Raw genomic sequence first — 16,275 nt, forward strand, 5'->3', positions numbered from 1 at the left:
TACAGATTTTAAATGAAATCTTTTTACAGTTAATTATTTATCAATTAAATTTGTCATATGAAAAAATATTCTTCCAAAAGAAGTATTCAGATATTGGCGCATCTTCTTCAGCAGTACGGAATTTCAGACATTATTATTTCCCCCGGATCCAGAAACGCCCCTTTGGCAATCCATTTTTCCGAAACAGACAGTTTCAACTGTTACAGCATCGTGGATGAAAGAAGTGCTGCTTTTGTCGGGCTTGGAATGGCAATGAGCGAGAAAAAACCTGTGGCCATAACCTGTACAAGTGGTTCGGCGGCGGCTAATTATTATCCTGCCATCACGGAAGCTTTTTATTCCAATATTCCGATTTTGGTTTTAACGGCCGACAGACCAATGGATTATGTGGATATTTTTGACGGACAAACGATCAGACAGAATAATCTTTTTCATCAACATTCTTACGGGGATTTCCAATTGCTGGAAGACAGTAAAGAAAACGCGGAAGACCTCAATTTTGACACGATAAAGAAAGCTATTGAACTGTGTATTGAAAAACAGGGCCCGATTCATATCAATATTCCTCTGGAAGAGCCTCTGTATGAGCTGGTTTCAGAGCTTCCGACCTTTCCTACGGTTGAGAAAACAATCAGACAGAAAGAATATGAAATTCCTTCTAATTTAGTGGCGGAATGGAACACTTCCCAAAGAATCATGATTCTGGTAGGAACAAGAGATTACAGTCCTGAGCTGGAAAATCAGCTTACCCAGCTTGTTAAAAATCATTCTGTTGTGGTTTTAAGTGAAGCAAATTCTAATCTTCATCATGAAAAATTTTTCAGGCATATCGACCGATATGTTTTTAATTTTACCGAAGAAGATTTTAAAACCTATGCACCTGATTTACTGATTACGGTAGGGCAGAATGTTGTTTCTAAGAAAGTAAAGCAGTTTCTGAGGAAAGCACACCCGAAACAGCACTGGCATCTGGATGAAGTATGGCAGCCGGACACGTATTTTGCGCTTACGGAAAAGGTGGAAGTGAAACCTGAAGTTTTTTTCACCAGACTGATGAAATTTATTAACCTGGAACCCAGCCCGTATTTTAATCTCTGGGATGTTCTGCGCGACAAAAAAGACGCAAAGCATGAAAAATTTCTGAGTACGGTAGACTTTTCAGATTTTTATTTTTTCCATAAAACTTCGCAGATGATTCCTGAAAATTATAATGTGCACTTCAGCAACAGTTCTGCAATACGCTATGCTCAGCTTTTTGATTACGGTAAAAGGAAAATTTACTGTAACAGAGGAACAAGTGGAATTGACGGATCAACCTCTACCGCAATGGGATTTGCCATAAAAAATACAAACCCTACCTTATTAATCACCGGTGATCTCAGTTTCTTTTACGATATCAACGGACTTTGGAATCAATATATTCCACCATTTGTAAGAATCATGATTTTTAATAATGGTGAAGGAAATATTTTTAAAATTATTCCGGGTCCGGGAAATGCAAATCCTAATACACTGGATGAGTTTATTGCAACCAAACACCACAAAAATGCGGAATTTTTGGCAAAGCATTTCGGGTTCTCTTATACAAAAGTGGATGACGATATTACCTTAGACCGAGTTCTTGAAAATTTCTTCAAACCTGATAGTCAGCCTAAAATATTGGAAATCAATACGCACGGTAAAAACAATGCAGATATACAGAAAGCATATTTCAATTACTTAAAGGAGAGTTAAAGATCTTCATATTCTTCATTTCCGGGTAAATTAATGATTCTGTCAATAGGATAAATGAAATTTTCATCAAAATCATTCAGAGCGTTAATAATCTGGAAATGAGAAAATTCTTTAATATTTTGAAGGCTGATTTCTGTTTCTTTTATTTCTTTTTTTCTTAAAAGATGCTGTCGCTGCACACCGTTAAGGAGATAAGAATTGGGTGTAAACCAGTCTTTTCCCTTTAAAAAAAGAATGTTTGAATAAGAGGTATCGGTAATATGATTGTTCTTAACGATGATGATTTCTTCAGCTTTGGCTTTCATCTTCATTCTTTCGAGTTCCTTTCGGTCTTCAAACTTAAAAGAATAATCGAAACTGTTATTTTCCACCAGCTGAAAGCTTTCAATTTCCGGGATGGCGTATGGAATCATCTGGGTTCGTATTTTCTTATCCAGATCATATACAATTCTAAATTTAAAAAGGCCATCCTCGTCATGTTCCAGATGCTTATAAATTTTAGCCAGATCAAGGGTTCCTTCTTTCCCGAAATGGGCGAAAGCTGCGTCTACACGTTTCTGATGTAATTCCAATAAGAAGATTTTCTGGTCTTCAATCTTTATACTTTCAATGAATTGGTACATAAATTTTATTTTTCATTTCCTGATACTCGTCTTCAAGCCTGCTCATATGGGTAATTCCGCCGCCACTTTTAAAATACATCTGAGTGCCTTCCTTTTCAATAAAACGGATCATCACGCAGCTGTCCAGGTTTGTACCGTCGAACCAGCCGCATACTCCGGTATAATATCCTCTGTCATATCCTTCCGCATCGAGGATAATTTCCAGGGTTTTCGGCTTGGGAGCGCCTAAAATAGAACCGGCGGGAAGCAGCTTTTCCATGATGCTGCCCAGCTTTCCGTAAAATTCAGGTTTTAAGGTTCCCGATATTTCAGAACTCATGGCATACAAATCTTTCTGCTTAGTCTTAATGAAATCAATATACTGGAATTTGTCCACCTTCACATCATCAGCAACCATACTGAGATCATTCCGGAGAAGATCCACAACCGTGTAGTGTTCTGCTTTTTCCTTGATGTCATTTCTTAAAACTTCTGCAGCATTTTCCACCGATGCATCAATGGTCCCTTTCATAGGATAAGTGAATATTTTTCCGTCAATAATCTTTATGAAAGTTTCAGGAGAAAAAAATACAAAAAAATCCTTATAAAAAACTTTGTATTTGGCAGAAGAATGATAAAAAATTTCTTCAAGAGTTAAATTTGTTTCAATTTTTGTTTTCCGGGTATAATTTACAAGGTAAGAATTTCCGAAGCGAATATTTTTCTGTACTTTATCAAAGCCAATTTTGAAACTTTCCAGGGTTTCGGGAAATGATTTCAATTGTATATTTTTAGATAGGGTCTGTTGTTTTTTTGTGTTTGAAAAGTTCTGGAAATCAATTAATAAACCAGATTTTTCAATTTCATTTTCTTTAAATATTTCAACATTCCGGGCTGGGAAGTCGACAATGAAAAAATAGGGAACTTTGTTGAGTGAAAGTTCGTCCATTTCCATAAATTTTTGATGATTCGCTGAAAACATTCCGCAAAAGTAATTATTGATGTTTACTTTTGCACAAAATTTTTAAATGGAAAATAAATATCCACAGAAACCGGGTCTTGATTTTATACTGAAGCAGGCATTTTTCTATTGGAATAAAACATTGGTTTTTCAGCTAATGTTTTCGGTGCTTTACTTTGCTATATTTTTTACTTCTATGTTTTTCTTTGCCGGAAAATTCGGAATACTGGATCAGCAGCAGGAACTTCTGGAAGCATACAAAAACGGAATGGATGCTTATCTTGCAAAAGCAGCGGAACTTGGAAAAACGGATAATTCACGATATTTCAGCTTTGCATTTCTGGGAACACTGGTTTTTCTTTATCCTTTAAATCTTGGACTTTTTCAAATTTTCAGAAAGATCGATTTAAAAGAAAAAATTGAGATCGGAGATTTACTGGCGGGTTACAACGGAACAAATTTTTTCAGATATATCTCTTACGGTCTGTTTTGGTTTCTGATCTACGGAATGATCTTCAATACCATCATTCTGCCTGTAATCTGGGTTTGTATTACGATTTTTGTAGCTCCGATTATGTTTTTCATGAACCGCACGATTCTGGAATCAATTTCTTTAAATTTTAAAGCTTTGAAGATGTTTTTTGTGGAGATATTCGTTTGTATCATCGTAGCAGTGCTCTTTAAATATATCGGATTCATGTTATTTTTCATCGGTGGATTATTTACATTTCCTTTCTGGAATGCAATGATTTATTCGCTTTATAAAGTTATTTTTTCAGAGAAAAATTAATTTCGCATAGTTTTTTAATGAATTTCTGCCAAAAAAAATTAAATTTGGTAGAAACAACATTAAAACATAAACACCATGTCAGAATTTAATGAATTTGATCAGCAGGGCTCGGTTCCGGAAAGAAATACAGGCTCTATTATTTCTCATGCTTTCGAGATGTATAAAGGAATCTTTCTTTATGCGATTGTAGTGATGATTATATGCATAATTGCCGATACTATTGTACAGTCAGTTACAGGGTATAATTCCTGGGGAGGGTTCAGAGATTTCAGAAGTTTCAATGATTTTGATGATAACAGTTTTTATAAATATGATTACTGGAGCGGGCCAGGAGCTCCTTTTTATTATTCATTTTCATTTATTCTAAATGTTTTATTGTCTCCATTGTATGTAGGGCTCATCTATATTGCTAATAAATACAATAGCAAGATTGGTATTGATTTCTCGGATCTTTTTATCGGCTACAGGCAAAATCTTGGCAATATTATTATTTACAGTTTAATTACAAATATTATTTTAGGAATTTCCATAGCGCTATGCGGACTTCCTTTTTTCTTTGTTTTTCCTCTTTTCTTTTTGGGTTATCCCATCCTCTTGTTTGAAAATGCTACGGCGATGGATGCACTCAGTAAAACATACAATATTGCAAAAGACAATTATGGTACATTTTTAGGTACATCACTTTTGGGGATTCTGATTAGTGCTGCCGGATTAATCCTATGCTGCATCGGAATTATTGTTACGGCTCCTTTTATCCTTGCAGTAATGTATTCAGCCTATTGTGCTTACCTCGGAAAACCAAGACAAATACTATTAAACAAATAATGAATAAAGAAGAACAAATAAGCAGTATAAAAATAAAACAGGTCGCGCTGCTTGCTATAATTCTCATTTTGGCAGGCTTGATCTGTTTTAATCTTGCACTTTTCATTCCGTCTGTGTTAGGCGCTATCACCATTTATGTGGTTTGCAGAAAGTATAATTTTTATCTTCAGGAAGAAAAAAAGTGGAAACCCTGGGCTTCTTCCCTGGCTTTAATGTTTGCAAGTCTTATTGTTCTTATTCTTCCTGTTTATTTTATTGGTGACCTATTGATTGAAAAGCTCGGGAATGCCCAGGCTTATATGGATAAGTTTAATGTTTTTCTTGAAAAAATTCATACCTACATCTATTCTAAAATAGGATTTGATATTTTGAGTAAAGAAAATATGGATAAGCTTAAAAACAATGTCGGACAATTTTCTACAAAAGCACTGAGTGGTACATTCAATACACTAACTGTAGTGATGTCCATGTATTTTATCCTTTATTTCATGCTTGAAAAACCAAGATTTTTTGAAAGAATACTGTCATCTTCTGCACCGCTGAAAAGATCGAATGTATCTTTGATAGGCGAAAAAATGAGAAAGCTTATTATGGCGAATGCGATTGGAATCCCCGTTGTAGCGCTTGGACAGGGAATTGTTGCTCTGGTAGGATATTTCATTTTTGGTGCACCAAGCCCCATACTGCTGTTCGCCTTAACGGCTGCAGCCTCCATGATCCCTGTAGTAGGTGCGGCAATCATCTATGTACCGATCTGTATCTACATGATTGCAGAAGGAGATACAGGAACCGGGCTCGGACTGGCTGCGTATTGTATGGTAATTGTAGGATTAACGGATAATGTTTTACGTTTCACGCTCTTAAAAAAACTGGAAGATATTCACCCATTAAATACTGTTTTTGGAATTATAATGGGGATGAATCTTTTCGGGTTCATGGGATTGGTTTTCGGACCAATTCTTATATCTTTGACATTGCTGCTGATTCAGGTATACAGAAATGAATTTTCGGATGATGATACTCCGGATCTTAAGCTTCCTGATAAAGATGATGAGCTGGAGGAAAAAATTAATTTAATTGTATAAAATGGAGTACGGAATAAACCCCGAAATATTAAAAGAAATTTGTGAGGTGAAAATGCCTTTCGGAAAGTATCAGGGAACAATATTGGCAGATTTACCGGTAAGTTATCTTGAATGGTTTCAACGGCAAGGAATGCCTAAAGGTAAATTAGGAATGCAGCTGTCTACCATCTACGAAATAAAGGTAAATGGCTTGATGGATTTGTTAGCTCCAATTCGTTCGGGTCTTTTAAGGAAATAAATCTAAGAAGATTTACAAATTTATATTAGCTTTAAAGTTTTTGAATTACATAGGTTCCCAGAGTTCAATCTTATTGCCTTCAGGATCAAGAATGTGAATGAACTTTCCAAAGTCATACACTGCCATTTCGTCTAAAATTTCAATATTTTCTTTTTTCAGTTCCTGAACCAAATCCTCCAGATTATCAACCGTGTAGTTGATCATAAATTCTTTTGTTGAGGGCTCGAAATACGTTGTTGTTTCAGGAGAAGGACTCCACGTCAGCGAACCTTTCGAATTTGAATCTGCCATGCCTTTCCAGTCGAAAGTTGCGCCATATTCATTCACATCAATTCCCAGATGGGTTTTGTACCATTCTTTCAAAGCCTTCGGATCTTTGCATTTGAAGAATATACCTCCGATGCCTGTTACTTTTTTCATATGTTATTGTTAGTTAAGTTCTGTTGAAGTTTCGGCGGCAGCGAAGCTGCCGCCGAAACTTTTATCCTTTCAAAGCAGCAATTTCATCTCTTAATTTTGCGGCTTTAATGAAATCCAGGTTTTTCGCCGCAGATTCCATTTCTTTCTGTTTTTGGGCGATTACCTTTTCAATATCTTCATTGGTATAGCTTGCTTTGGCCTCTGCAACTTTCTGAAGGATCTCTTTTTGGGTATACTTTTCATCGGGGAAATCTTTCGTTCTTCCCACTAAGCTTTCAGAAATCTTTTTATTTAAAGCAACAGGCACTTTTCCGTGTTGTTGGTTGTATTCCATTTGCTTAGCTCTACGATATTCGGTTTCATCCAGGGTGGCCTGCATGGATTTGGTGATCTTATCGGCATACATAATAGCTCTACCATTAAGGTTCCTTGCGGCACGGCCTACTGTTTGGATCATAGACCGGCGGCTTCTGAGCATTCCTTCTTTATCAGCATCTAGAATGGCAACCAGTGAAACTTCCGGTAAATCAAGCCCTTCTCTTAATAGATTAACTCCAATAAGAACGTCAAAAAGACCGACTCTCAGGTCCTGCATGATCTGAATACGCTCAAGGGTTTCAACATCAGAGTGGATGTATCTTGTTCTGATTCCGAATTTTGTAAAATATTTAGTTAATTCTTCGGCCATCTTCTTCGTGAGGGTCGTTACCAGAACTCTTTCGTCAAGATCAGCTCTTTTCTGGATTTCCTCCATTAAATCATCAATCTGATTAATTGTAGGTCTGATTTCAATAATGGGATCCAAAAGACCGGTCGGACGAATAATCTGCTCAATATATGCTCCGCCGGTTTTTTCAAGTTCATAGTCTGCAGGCGTGGCGGAAACATAAATAACCTGGTTCTGAATCGCTTCAAACTCTTCAAACTTTAAAGGTCGGTTGTCCATTGCGGCAGGAAGCCTGAAACCATACTCCACCAGAGATTCTTTCCTGCTTCGGTCTCCGCCGTACATCGCATGTACCTGGGGAACCGTAACGTGGCTTTCATCAATTACCATCAGATAATCTTTTGGAAAATAGTCGAGAAGGCAGAAAGGCCTTGTTCCCGGTAATCTTCCGTCAAGATATCTCGAATAATTTTCAATTCCCGAGCAATAGCCTAATTCCTTAATCATTTCAAGATCCAGTTCGGTACGTTCCTGCAATCTTTTGGCTTCGAGAGGTTTTTCTACTGAATTAAAAAAATCAACCTGTTTTACGAGATCATCCTGAATATTCCGGATGGCGCCATTCAATGTTTCTTTTGAGGTTACGAAAAGATTGGCAGGATAAATCTGAATCTGTTCAAAACTGGAAGTTACATTTCCGGAAACAGGGTCGAAGCTTTGAATTTTTTCAATCTCATCTCCGAAAAACTGAATTCTCACCGCATTATCGGCATACGCCGGGAAAACGTCAATAACATCTCCTTTTACACGAAATGTTCCTCTTTGAAACTCATTCAATGTCCTGGAATATAAAGCGTTAACTAAAGAATGAAGAAGTGCCGTGCGTGTTACTTTCTCTCCGATAGCAATCGAAATAAGAGATTTATGAAATTCCGTAGGATTACCGATACCGTAAATACATGACACCGAAGCTACAATTAAAACATCTCTTCTTCCCGAAAGCAGACTTGCCGTAGCAGAAAGCCTTAATTTTTCGACTTCTTCATTGATACTGAGGTCTTTCTCAATATAAGTTCCGGTAGTGGCAATGTAGGCTTCCGGCTGATAATAGTCGTAGTAGCTGACGAAATATTCAACGGCATTCTCAGGAAAAAATTCTTTAAATTCCATGAAAAGCTGTGCTGCCAGTGTTTTATTATGGGCCAGAACCAGCGTTGGTTTCTGAACATTCTGAACGACGTTCGCTACCGTAAAAGTTTTCCCGGATCCGGTAACTCCTAAAAGGGTCTGGTATTTTTCACCAATTTTAATACCTTCGGTAAGTTTTTCAATAGCTTGTGGCTGGTCTCCGGTAGGTTTATATTCTGATTGAAGTTTGAATTGCATAGATAATTGTGATCTTATCTAACAAAAATACGAAAGATATATTTGTCATTTAAAGTATTCACTCACTGAAAAATGTTTTTAATTACAGAAATATTGTAAAATACAAAAGCACTCCTTTGGAGTGCTTTTTTTTAATTTACTCGAAAGACATTGTTAGTGACATTTTCATTCCGTATGGAACAGCTTTTCCATCTTTTTCTGCAGGTTTCCAGACCACATTTTCATTGGCTTTCTTAAATGCAGAAACTGCTTCATCATTAAAGGTTTTGTTATTGCCGGCAGGGTTGATATTGGTAACACGTCCATTTTCATCAACCGTGTAAGTAATGTCTGTTTTCATCATTTTTTGTTCTTTTCCATGTGTGATTTTAGATGCGTCAAATAAGCTGGCTACTTTATTTCTTAGCTCATTTTGGCCTCCGGGATATTCTGCAACAGTAGTAGTACTTTGTAAATTGCTGTCGATTTTCGGTTGTATTTCCGAAGATTTATCGGTGCTTTTCTCTTTTTCCAGGCTCATTTTGCCTGAAGGAAGAAAGTTATTGGCAGGATTATCTTTTGTTTTTTCGACTGTTGAACTATCTTTCGCTGAAGATTTTATGTGTTCTTCTGCAAAATTTTCTGCTTTGTTTTCAGAATCTTTTTCTGGCATTTCCGGGAATGTTTTGGCTGCGCTTTCTACGTTTCCGGCATATGTTTTCTGTACAAATAATCCGAAAGCGATAAGTAATACAGGAATGCTGATTACTTTTTTGATGATGGTCATTTTAGACTTTTTAGTGTTCATCATAATAAATCTTTTTTTGGTGTTATTAAAATTGAATGTATGGGTAAGGTTATAGTTTTGATTTAAAATAATTTCGTCCAGAATTAAATTCTGATAATCTTTTATGTTGAAATCATTTTTTAAGACAGATTCATCTGCCAGAAATTCATGATTGGTAATAATGGCTTTTCGGTAAAAAAATATCGAAGGATTGAACCAGGTAAAGGCTTTCAGGATTTCAATAATTATAACATCGACGCTGTGCTTCTGTTCGAGGTGGCTTTTTTCATGCAGAAAAATCCGTGGATCTATTTTACTGTCAATGAGATAATTTTCCCCTAAATAAATAGTATTCCAAAAGCTAAAAGGAGAGGTATGCTCTTTGGTAATCAGGATATTTTGGTTGTGATACTTTATCCTCTTGCCCTTCATCTTTTTAATTGCTAAAAATGAATGGATCAACTTTATTAAAAAAATCAGGGTAATAGTTCCGTAAATAATCCAGAGCCAGTTAATTAAGTTAAAATTTTCCTGTACCTTAGTAATGTCTAAAACCTGTTGTGTTGTTTCAACGGTCGTTTGAATTCGGTTACTCGGTTTTAAGTTTTCCGATTGAATAGAAATAAATGGAACGGCATAAGAAAACAGAATAGAAAACATTAGGTAAAACCTGTTGAACCGATAAATTTTTTCCTTTTGTAACAACACATAGTATACGGCCAGAAGCATAGAAGACCCTAAAATTATTTTTAAAATAATCATCATTTTTCATCAATTTGCTTGTCAATAATTTCTCTGAGTTCTTTCAATTCTTCTTGTGAAAGTTTAGCATTAGACGTGAAAAAAGAGGCAAACTGCGTCACGGAATTATTAAAAAAACGGTCAATCATGGAAGACATTTCTTCCTTAAAATATTCTCCCTTTGCGACTTTCGGATAATATTCGCGAGAATTTCCATACAGTGTATACCCCACAAAATCTTTATTCTGCATTCTTTTCAGGAGTGTCGCGATTGTTGTTGTTGCAGGTTTAGGGTCCGGATAAGATTCTAAAATATCTTTCATGAAAACCTTTTCTTTTTCCCAGAGTATTTCCATAAGATCTTTTTCAGAATCGGTTAGTTTTATTTCTTTCATATTCTACAGATTTGTAATTGTTTCTACAAATGTAGAATAAAAATTTAAACCGGCAAATTTTTGTGGCACTATTTTTCCATTCTTCAGCAAAATAATCCATCTTAATCATATGAAAACCAATAAATTTTATATTTCAGCGGTCAGTTTGTTTCTTATTCTGGCATCATGTAAAGAAGGCAAAATTAATGCTCAGCAGGCGGGAAGCGACGGAAGTGTTGAAACAAAAGCACCGAATTCTCCGGAATATAAACCTGCCTTTACCGGACAGACGAGAATTAAAGCAGTAAAAACTTCAACACCTTACAATGTTGAAGTCTTGAGTAAAGATTTAGGGAAGCCCTGGGGAATTATTAACCTTCCGGACGGAAGACTTCTGATTACGGATAAAAGGGGATATATGAATATTGTTTCCACTGACGGAAAGCAAATCTCAAAAATTGATGGATTCCCGAAAGTTGATTCCAAAGGTCAGGGCGGAATGCTTGATGTCGCTTTAGATCCGGATTTCGCTACCAACAATATTATTTACTTTAGTTTTTCAGAACCTTATGAAAAGGGAAATCATACGGCGGTAGGAAAAGGAAAATTGTCTCCTGATTTTAAAACTATTTCTGAGGTGAAAGTTATATTCCGTGCAACTCCAACCTATGATGGAGATAAACATTACGGAAGCAGACTGGCTTTCGATAAAGATGGAAATTTATTTGTGAGCACAGGAGAACGGTCCGATAAGCAGACAAGAGTGTACGCACAGCGAACAGATAATTATTTAGGTAAAATATTAAAAATCACAAAAGAAGGAAAGCCTGCTCCCGGTAATCCATTTATCGGTAAAGCAGGGTTTAAACCCGAAATTTATGCATATGGAATCAGAAATCCTCAGGGAATGGCCATTGATCCCAACGGAAATCTCTGGGATGTGGAAATGGGACCGAGAGGTGGTGACGAAATTAATTTAATTAAAGCCGGAAAAAATTACGGATGGGGCGATGTTACCTACGGAATTGAATATTCCGGTGAAAAAATAAATAACGGAACGACTCAAAAAGCAGGAACTGAGCAGCCGGTATATTACTGGGATCCGGTAATCTCTCCAAGTGGTGTTACTTTTTACACCGGAAATATTGATGAATGGAAAGGAAACCTGATGATCGGATGTCTCAGCGGAGAACATATCAACAGAATTGTAATGAAGGATAATAAAGTAGTTGGAGAAGAAAGGCTTTTGTCAGACGAGAAAGAACGTTTTCGTGATGTGCTGAACGGAAGTGATGGCAATTTGTATGCGGTAACCGACAGCGGAAAACTATACAGAATTTCAAAAAAATAATCTTATTGTAGTCTTTTATATAAAGGTTCGGGCTCAAAACGAAGTTTTGAGCCCGAACCGATTTTAAGCTTCCTCAAGCTGAACCGTGAAATGTCTTAACAGATCCGGCTCCCAGGTTATTTTATAGCCTTTTGCAATTTCGTCACGTCTTTCATAAACGTTTTTGATAGCAGCAGCAATATAATCCATATGGTTATTGGTATACGTTCTTCTTGGGATGGCCAGACGTACAAGCTCAAGCTTCGGATAGCGGTTTTCTCTTGTTTCAGGATCTCTGTCGGCCAATAATGTCCCGATTTCTACGGTTCTGATTCCGGCTTCTTTATAGATTTCAAGTCCCAATGTTTGTGCAGGATATTCCGAGCGGTCAACTTTTGGAAGGAAATTCAAAGAATCAATGAAAACAGCATGTCCGCCAATAGGTTTTTGAACCGGAATTCCGTATTCGATTAATTTATTTCCAAGATATTCCACCTGGGAAATTCGGCTTTCTAAATAAGCAAATTCTGTCGCTTCATCAAGACCAACTGCCAAAGCGGCCATGTCTCTTCCGGCCATTCCACCGTAGGTAATGAAACCTTCATAAATAATGGTAAAATTAGAAGCTTTTCTGAAAACTTCTTCATCATTTAAAGCGATAAAACCTCCGATATTTACCAATCCGTCTTTTTTAGAACTCATCGTCATCCCGTCACCGTAAGAGAAAATTTCTTTACAGATTTCTTTGATGCTTCTGTTTTCCTGTCCGGCTTCTCTTTTTTTGATGAAATAGGCATTCTCAGCAAATCTCGCTGAATCAAAAAATACAGGTACTCCATATTTATCAGAAAGTTCTTTCACCGCTTTCATGTTTTCCAGGGATACAGGCTGTCCCCCAGATGAATTGCAGGTAATGGTAATCAGGCAGAAAGGGATATTTTCTTTTGGATACTTTTTATAAACTTCTTCAAGTTTTTCAATATTGATATTTCCTTTGAATGGGTGAAGATCATTAATGTCAAAAGCTTCATCGATCGTACAGTCGATAGCGTGAGCTTTTCTGAATTCAATATGCCCTTTTGTGGTGTCAAAATGAGAGTTTCCGGGTACTACATCTCCTTCTTTTACCAAAACGGAAAACAGAACATTTTCTGCAGCTCTTCCCTGGTGAGTTGGTAAAAGATATTTAAAGCCTGTGATATTCTGTACAGTCTGGTGAAGCTGCTCAAAAGAACGTGATCCGGCATAGCTTTCATCCCCCATCATTAAAGCGCCCCACTGTCTGTCAGACATTGCTCCCGTTCCGGAATCGGTAAGAAGGTCGATAAAAACCTGTGAAGATTTTAGATTAAATAAATTATAGTTTGCTTCTTTAAGCCACTGTTCTCTTTCTTCTCTTGTAGACTGACGGATTTCCTCAATCATTTTAATGCGGAAAGGTTCCGCGTACGGTAAATTCATGATAGTATTTATTAGATTGTTTGTAAGAATTTTTATTTGAAATAATTTCAAATTCATCAAAGGATAATGTGTTTAAAGCTTTACTACTCTGGAGCTTTAAAGATATTATCATCGGAGTGGAATCCTGCAACGCCACCGCTTACCGCAAATTTCATTGCAGAAGCCGCTGTCATGCCCACTACCGGTTTGATGTTTTTTTCTTCCGTAACAATTACCCATCCTGAAATGGCGTAAGAATGCGGCAGGTAAACCGCTACATAATTATGTTTTTCCACGTCTGCCATTTCCTTCTGGGTGAGAAAGCCTATTCTCCAGATTTCAGGATGTTCATTGGTTTTTACCCAGACAGGATCGTTGAATTTTTTCTTATCTCCTACGAATGAAGACATGACATCTTTTGTAGGGGTATAAATGTGCTTAACGCCCGGAGTTTTTTCAAGAAGACGATCCATGGCATCAAAAAAGAACCGTCCGACTACAAATTTGTTTCCTAAATATCCTAAAATTGCTGTAAATACGATGGTTGAAATAAAAACCAGCCCGGGAATCTCTTTGGCTACCGAAGGAATAATATTGTCAATGGAGGTCACTACATACCAGATGACAAACATCGTCAGTCCGATAGGACCAATAATGACAAGTCCCTGAAAGAAGTTTTTCAGGAAAAAATTGGCAATATTTTCAAACGTCAGCTTTTTCAATTTTAAAATATAGTTTTATCCGTGGATGGTTTCTCCTTTTCCGTAAGACTGGATAATTTTTGCTTCATATTCCAGCCATTCTTCCCATCTTGCATTTACTTTCTGCTCATCGCCCAATTGTCTTGCAAATCCTATGAATGTGGTGTAATGATTGGCTTCGGAGATCATTAATTCTCTGTAGAACGTTTTAAGCTCTTCATCTTTTATATTCTCGGTAAGCACTTTGAATCGTTCACAGCTCCTTGCTTCGATCATGGCCGCAAAAAGCATCTTATCAACAATAAGATCATCTCTGTTGCCTCCTTTCTGGATGAAGTTGACCAATTCGTTCACATAATCATCTTTTCGGGTACGGCCAAATATGTATCCTCTCTTTTTAATAATCTCATGAACCTGTCTGAAATGTTCCAGCTCTTCCTGCGCGATGGCAAGAAGTTCGGTTACGATTTCAGGATATTCAGGAAGCATTGTGATCAGCCCGATAGCATTGGTAGCCGCTTTTTGCTCACACCAGGCATGATCCGTTAAAATTTCTTCAATGTTTCCTTCTGCAATATTTGCCCACCTGGGATCGGTAGGAAGTTTCAACTTAAACATGTTTCAAATTTTGTGTAAAATTAAAATATTTTGTGATATGACAGAAGTTTTATTTTGTTTGAAAATTTTCATTTAAATTCATGTTTTTTATGAATTATGTAAACTTGATGGTACTTTTTTTGTTATTGTTTTAAAACCAATTAAAAATATAAACATTATGGAAACAATTACAGCTATTAAAAGTAAAATGAATGCCTTACTTGCATTTGCATTTTCAGTATTCATGTCTATTTTTTCGTTTGCACAAGATACTGCCGGTGGGGTAGTTACTACAGAAAACAATACCACAACCACCACAGAATGGTATGCCAATCCGGTGTATATTATTGGAGGGGCTATTGTTCTCATTATCATTATAGCATTGATAGCGAGGAGCGGAAGAAAAGATTAATAAACAATAAAAAACTGCTATTTAATAGCAGTTTTTTTTCGCAATATTTCCAGGATATTCCATCCAATGCTGTCTACTTTCTTTAATACAGCTGAAATCCCAAATGCCAGAAAAACATTAATGATATAAATTAATATCATTAGAATCCACCAAGGCATTTTTTCTTTTAAGGGAACTACCAAAAAATAAACGAGCGAAGAACTTATTCCCTGGGCGAAATAAAAAAAGATGGCATTTTTACCAATGTATGTTATAAAGCTTTCTGCTGAGATTTTTAACCGGTTATAAAATACGAATAATGTTACCAGAGAAAACATCGTCCAGATAATGTACGGAATTTTAGGTGGAAATTTATTTCTGTTGATCTTATAAAAGATCTCATTTCCATAATACCAAAACATCCATATTAACGCTGCAGCTACCAAAGTATACAAAGCCGGAATCATTTTACCAGGTATTTTTTTGCCTTTCATTCTATTTCCGATCAGAAAAATTGCAAGATAAAATGCTACGTATCCTACCTGTCCGTCCGGATATATTTCAGGAAAAATATTAAACAGCAGTGTTAAAACAACACATAGAGCGATAAACCAATTGATATGTTTAGGAAAAAACCGTAAAATCAAGACTCCGAAAACCGTCAGAATAAAATATACTTTCAGATACCAGAAACTTCCCATGACTACCGGGAAAGTGTCGGCATTGGTATATTGATGCAGGTACCAATTTCCAAGATTTTCCCATTGTGGCGATGTTGAAATACTATTAATTGTATATTTCGATCCAAAGGTGGAATAAAAGTTCTTTAGCCATTCAAGAGAGAAAAAATTCAGGCCAAAAATTTTAAAGAAATAATCCATAAAAAACAGAAAAGTCACGAAAATCATGTATGTGATCTGTAGTTTCAGTAATCTGTAAAGGGTTTTTTCGATATTGGAGCCCGAGGTTATTCCACTTAAAGCATAAAATAAAGCAACATCAAAAACCAGAGAAAATACTCTCACTTCTGCCGGAATATAAAATTGTCCGGACCAAAATGCCGTATGAATAAATATGATAGAGAGTGTTGCCAGCCCTTTTGCAAAATCAATATAGAGATCTCTTTTCATTATATATAGATAATGCATCAAAAGTAAATAAACTTTATGAAATATTTTTAAAAAGAAAAGAGACAGGAATATTGGCCTGTCTCTAAGAAAGATATAT

The 16,275-nt window shown here is 36.3% G+C and carries 17 protein-coding genes; 7 read left to right on the forward strand and 10 right to left on the reverse strand.

Annotated features, from left to right (window positions below; genetic code table 11):
• Nucleotides 1-57: 57 nt before the first annotated feature.
• Nucleotides 58-1,734 (forward strand): 2-succinyl-5-enolpyruvyl-6-hydroxy-3-cyclohexene-1-carboxylic-acid synthase, encoded by a 1,677-nt coding sequence (gene menD / locus M0D58_RS11810; RefSeq protein ID WP_248389466.1) that lies wholly within the window; start codon nt 58-60, stop codon nt 1,732-1,734.
• On the opposite strand, the gene M0D58_RS11815 is transcribed toward menD, so the two are convergent.
• Together M0D58_RS11815 and M0D58_RS11820 are read right to left on the reverse strand one after the other, a co-directional pair.
• Nucleotides 1,731-2,357, reverse strand: coding sequence for an aminotransferase class IV (locus tag M0D58_RS11815; RefSeq protein ID WP_248389468.1), 627 nt, complete (start codon nt 2,355-2,357; stop codon nt 1,731-1,733). The genes menD and M0D58_RS11815 overlap by 4 nt on opposite strands.
• The gene (locus M0D58_RS11820; protein WP_248389470.1) at nt 2,341-3,318 is read right to left on the reverse strand and encodes an aminodeoxychorismate synthase component I; all 978 of its coding nucleotides are present in this window, start codon (nt 3,316-3,318) and stop codon (nt 2,341-2,343) included. The genes M0D58_RS11815 and M0D58_RS11820 overlap by 17 nt, the downstream gene beginning before the upstream one ends.
• Nucleotides 3,319-3,364: 46 nt before the next feature.
• Between M0D58_RS11820 and M0D58_RS11825 the strand changes: the two genes are divergently transcribed.
• From M0D58_RS11825 to M0D58_RS11840, 4 genes are all read left to right on the forward strand, one after another.
• A complete protein-coding gene (locus M0D58_RS11825; protein WP_248389472.1) occupies nt 3,365-4,087 on the forward strand; it encodes a hypothetical protein in 723 nt (240 codons plus the stop codon).
• Between the two features lie 75 nt (nt 4,088-4,162).
• Complete coding sequence (locus M0D58_RS11830) at nt 4,163-4,912, forward strand: beta-carotene 15,15'-monooxygenase (protein ID WP_248389474.1); 750 nt, start codon at nt 4,163-4,165, stop codon at nt 4,910-4,912.
• Nucleotides 4,912-5,997: an AI-2E family transporter gene (locus M0D58_RS11835; RefSeq protein WP_248389476.1), complete on the forward strand. Its 1,086-nt coding sequence runs from the start codon at nt 4,912-4,914 to the stop codon at nt 5,995-5,997. Before M0D58_RS11830 ends, M0D58_RS11835 begins: the two co-directional genes overlap by 1 nt.
• A gap of 13 nt (nt 5,998-6,010) precedes the next feature.
• Nucleotides 6,011-6,235, forward strand: a complete 225-nt coding sequence (locus M0D58_RS11840) for a DUF3820 family protein (protein ID WP_248394976.1) — start codon at nt 6,011-6,013, stop codon at nt 6,233-6,235.
• Nucleotides 6,236-6,280: 45 nt separating this feature from the next.
• Here the strand turns inward: M0D58_RS11840 and M0D58_RS11845 are convergent, their stop codons facing one another.
• The 4 genes from M0D58_RS11845 to M0D58_RS11860 form a co-directional block, all read right to left on the reverse strand.
• On the reverse strand, nt 6,281-6,655 hold the full coding sequence (locus M0D58_RS11845; protein ID WP_248389477.1) for a VOC family protein: 375 nt from the start codon (nt 6,653-6,655) through the stop codon (nt 6,281-6,283).
• Between the two features lie 61 nt (nt 6,656-6,716).
• The gene (gene uvrB, locus M0D58_RS11850; protein WP_248389478.1) at nt 6,717-8,708 is read right to left on the reverse strand and encodes an excinuclease ABC subunit UvrB; all 1,992 of its coding nucleotides are present in this window, start codon (nt 8,706-8,708) and stop codon (nt 6,717-6,719) included.
• Nucleotides 8,709-8,844: 136 nt separating this feature from the next.
• A complete protein-coding gene (locus tag M0D58_RS11855; protein WP_248389479.1) occupies nt 8,845-10,239 on the reverse strand; it encodes a M56 family metallopeptidase in 1,395 nt (464 codons plus the stop codon).
• Nucleotides 10,236-10,610 (reverse strand): BlaI/MecI/CopY family transcriptional regulator, encoded by a 375-nt coding sequence (locus M0D58_RS11860; protein WP_248389480.1) that lies wholly within the window; start codon nt 10,608-10,610, stop codon nt 10,236-10,238. Before M0D58_RS11860 ends, M0D58_RS11855 begins: the two co-directional genes overlap by 4 nt.
• Before the next feature lie 109 nt (nt 10,611-10,719).
• On the opposite strand from M0D58_RS11860, the gene M0D58_RS11865 reads away from it, so the two are divergent.
• Nucleotides 10,720-11,940 (forward strand): PQQ-dependent sugar dehydrogenase, encoded by a 1,221-nt coding sequence (locus M0D58_RS11865; protein ID WP_248389481.1) that lies wholly within the window; start codon nt 10,720-10,722, stop codon nt 11,938-11,940.
• Nucleotides 11,941-12,003: 63 nt separating this feature from the next.
• Here the strand turns inward: M0D58_RS11865 and tnaA are convergent, their stop codons facing one another.
• From tnaA to M0D58_RS11880, 3 genes are all read right to left on the reverse strand, one after another.
• Nucleotides 12,004-13,380 carry a tryptophanase TnaA gene (gene tnaA / locus M0D58_RS11870; protein WP_248389482.1) on the reverse strand — a complete coding sequence of 459 codons (1,377 nt, stop codon included), beginning with the start codon at nt 13,378-13,380 and terminating at the stop codon, nt 12,004-12,006.
• 83 nt (nt 13,381-13,463) lie between these two features.
• Complete coding sequence (locus tag M0D58_RS11875; RefSeq protein ID WP_248389483.1) at nt 13,464-14,081, reverse strand: DUF502 domain-containing protein; 618 nt, start codon at nt 14,079-14,081, stop codon at nt 13,464-13,466.
• 15 nt (nt 14,082-14,096) lie between these two features.
• Nucleotides 14,097-14,678 (reverse strand): MiaE family protein, encoded by a 582-nt coding sequence (locus M0D58_RS11880; RefSeq protein ID WP_248389485.1) that lies wholly within the window; start codon nt 14,676-14,678, stop codon nt 14,097-14,099.
• 157 nt (nt 14,679-14,835) lie between these two features.
• On the opposite strand from M0D58_RS11880, the gene M0D58_RS11885 reads away from it, so the two are divergent.
• The gene (locus M0D58_RS11885) at nt 14,836-15,069 is read left to right on the forward strand and encodes a hypothetical protein (protein ID WP_248389487.1); all 234 of its coding nucleotides are present in this window, start codon (nt 14,836-14,838) and stop codon (nt 15,067-15,069) included.
• Between the two features lie 17 nt (nt 15,070-15,086).
• On the opposite strand, the gene M0D58_RS11890 is transcribed toward M0D58_RS11885, so the two are convergent.
• Nucleotides 15,087-16,178 carry an acyltransferase family protein gene (locus M0D58_RS11890; protein ID WP_248389489.1) on the reverse strand — a complete coding sequence of 364 codons (1,092 nt, stop codon included), beginning with the start codon at nt 16,176-16,178 and terminating at the stop codon, nt 15,087-15,089.
• Between the last annotated feature and the right edge of the window lie 97 nt (nt 16,179-16,275).

It is taken from the genome of Chryseobacterium nepalense (assembly GCF_023195755.1).
Classification (GTDB): domain Bacteria; phylum Bacteroidota; class Bacteroidia; order Flavobacteriales; family Weeksellaceae; genus Chryseobacterium; species Chryseobacterium nepalense.

Bases quoted from the DNA above. Each gene is read 5' to 3' on its own strand.
- menD (WP_248389466.1), top strand. From the start codon at position 58: ATGAAAAAATATTCTTCCAAAAGAAGTATTCAGATATTGGCGCATCTT.
- M0D58_RS11815 (WP_248389468.1), bottom strand. From the start codon at position 2,357: ATGTACCAATTCATTGAAAGTATAAAGATTGAAGACCAGAAAATCTTC.
- M0D58_RS11820 (WP_248389470.1), bottom strand. From the start codon at position 3,318: ATGTTTTCAGCGAATCATCAAAAATTTATGGAAATGGACGAACTTTCA.
- M0D58_RS11825 (WP_248389472.1), top strand. From the start codon at position 3,365: ATGGAAAATAAATATCCACAGAAACCGGGTCTTGATTTTATACTGAAG.
- M0D58_RS11830 (WP_248389474.1), top strand. From the start codon at position 4,163: ATGTCAGAATTTAATGAATTTGATCAGCAGGGCTCGGTTCCGGAAAGA.
- M0D58_RS11835 (WP_248389476.1), top strand. From the start codon at position 4,912: ATGAATAAAGAAGAACAAATAAGCAGTATAAAAATAAAACAGGTCGCG.
- M0D58_RS11845 (WP_248389477.1), bottom strand. From the start codon at position 6,655: ATGAAAAAAGTAACAGGCATCGGAGGTATATTCTTCAAATGCAAAGAT.
- uvrB (WP_248389478.1), bottom strand. From the start codon at position 8,708: ATGCAATTCAAACTTCAATCAGAATATAAACCTACCGGAGACCAGCCA.
- M0D58_RS11855 (WP_248389479.1), bottom strand. From the start codon at position 10,239: ATGATGATTATTTTAAAAATAATTTTAGGGTCTTCTATGCTTCTGGCC.
- M0D58_RS11860 (WP_248389480.1), bottom strand. From the start codon at position 10,610: ATGAAAGAAATAAAACTAACCGATTCTGAAAAAGATCTTATGGAAATA.
- M0D58_RS11865 (WP_248389481.1), top strand. From the start codon at position 10,720: ATGAAAACCAATAAATTTTATATTTCAGCGGTCAGTTTGTTTCTTATT.
- tnaA (WP_248389482.1), bottom strand. From the start codon at position 13,380: ATGAATTTACCGTACGCGGAACCTTTCCGCATTAAAATGATTGAGGAA.
- M0D58_RS11880 (WP_248389485.1), bottom strand. From the start codon at position 14,678: ATGTTTAAGTTGAAACTTCCTACCGATCCCAGGTGGGCAAATATTGCA.
- M0D58_RS11885 (WP_248389487.1), top strand. From the start codon at position 14,836: ATGGAAACAATTACAGCTATTAAAAGTAAAATGAATGCCTTACTTGCA.
- M0D58_RS11890 (WP_248389489.1), bottom strand. From the start codon at position 16,178: ATGAAAAGAGATCTCTATATTGATTTTGCAAAAGGGCTGGCAACACTC.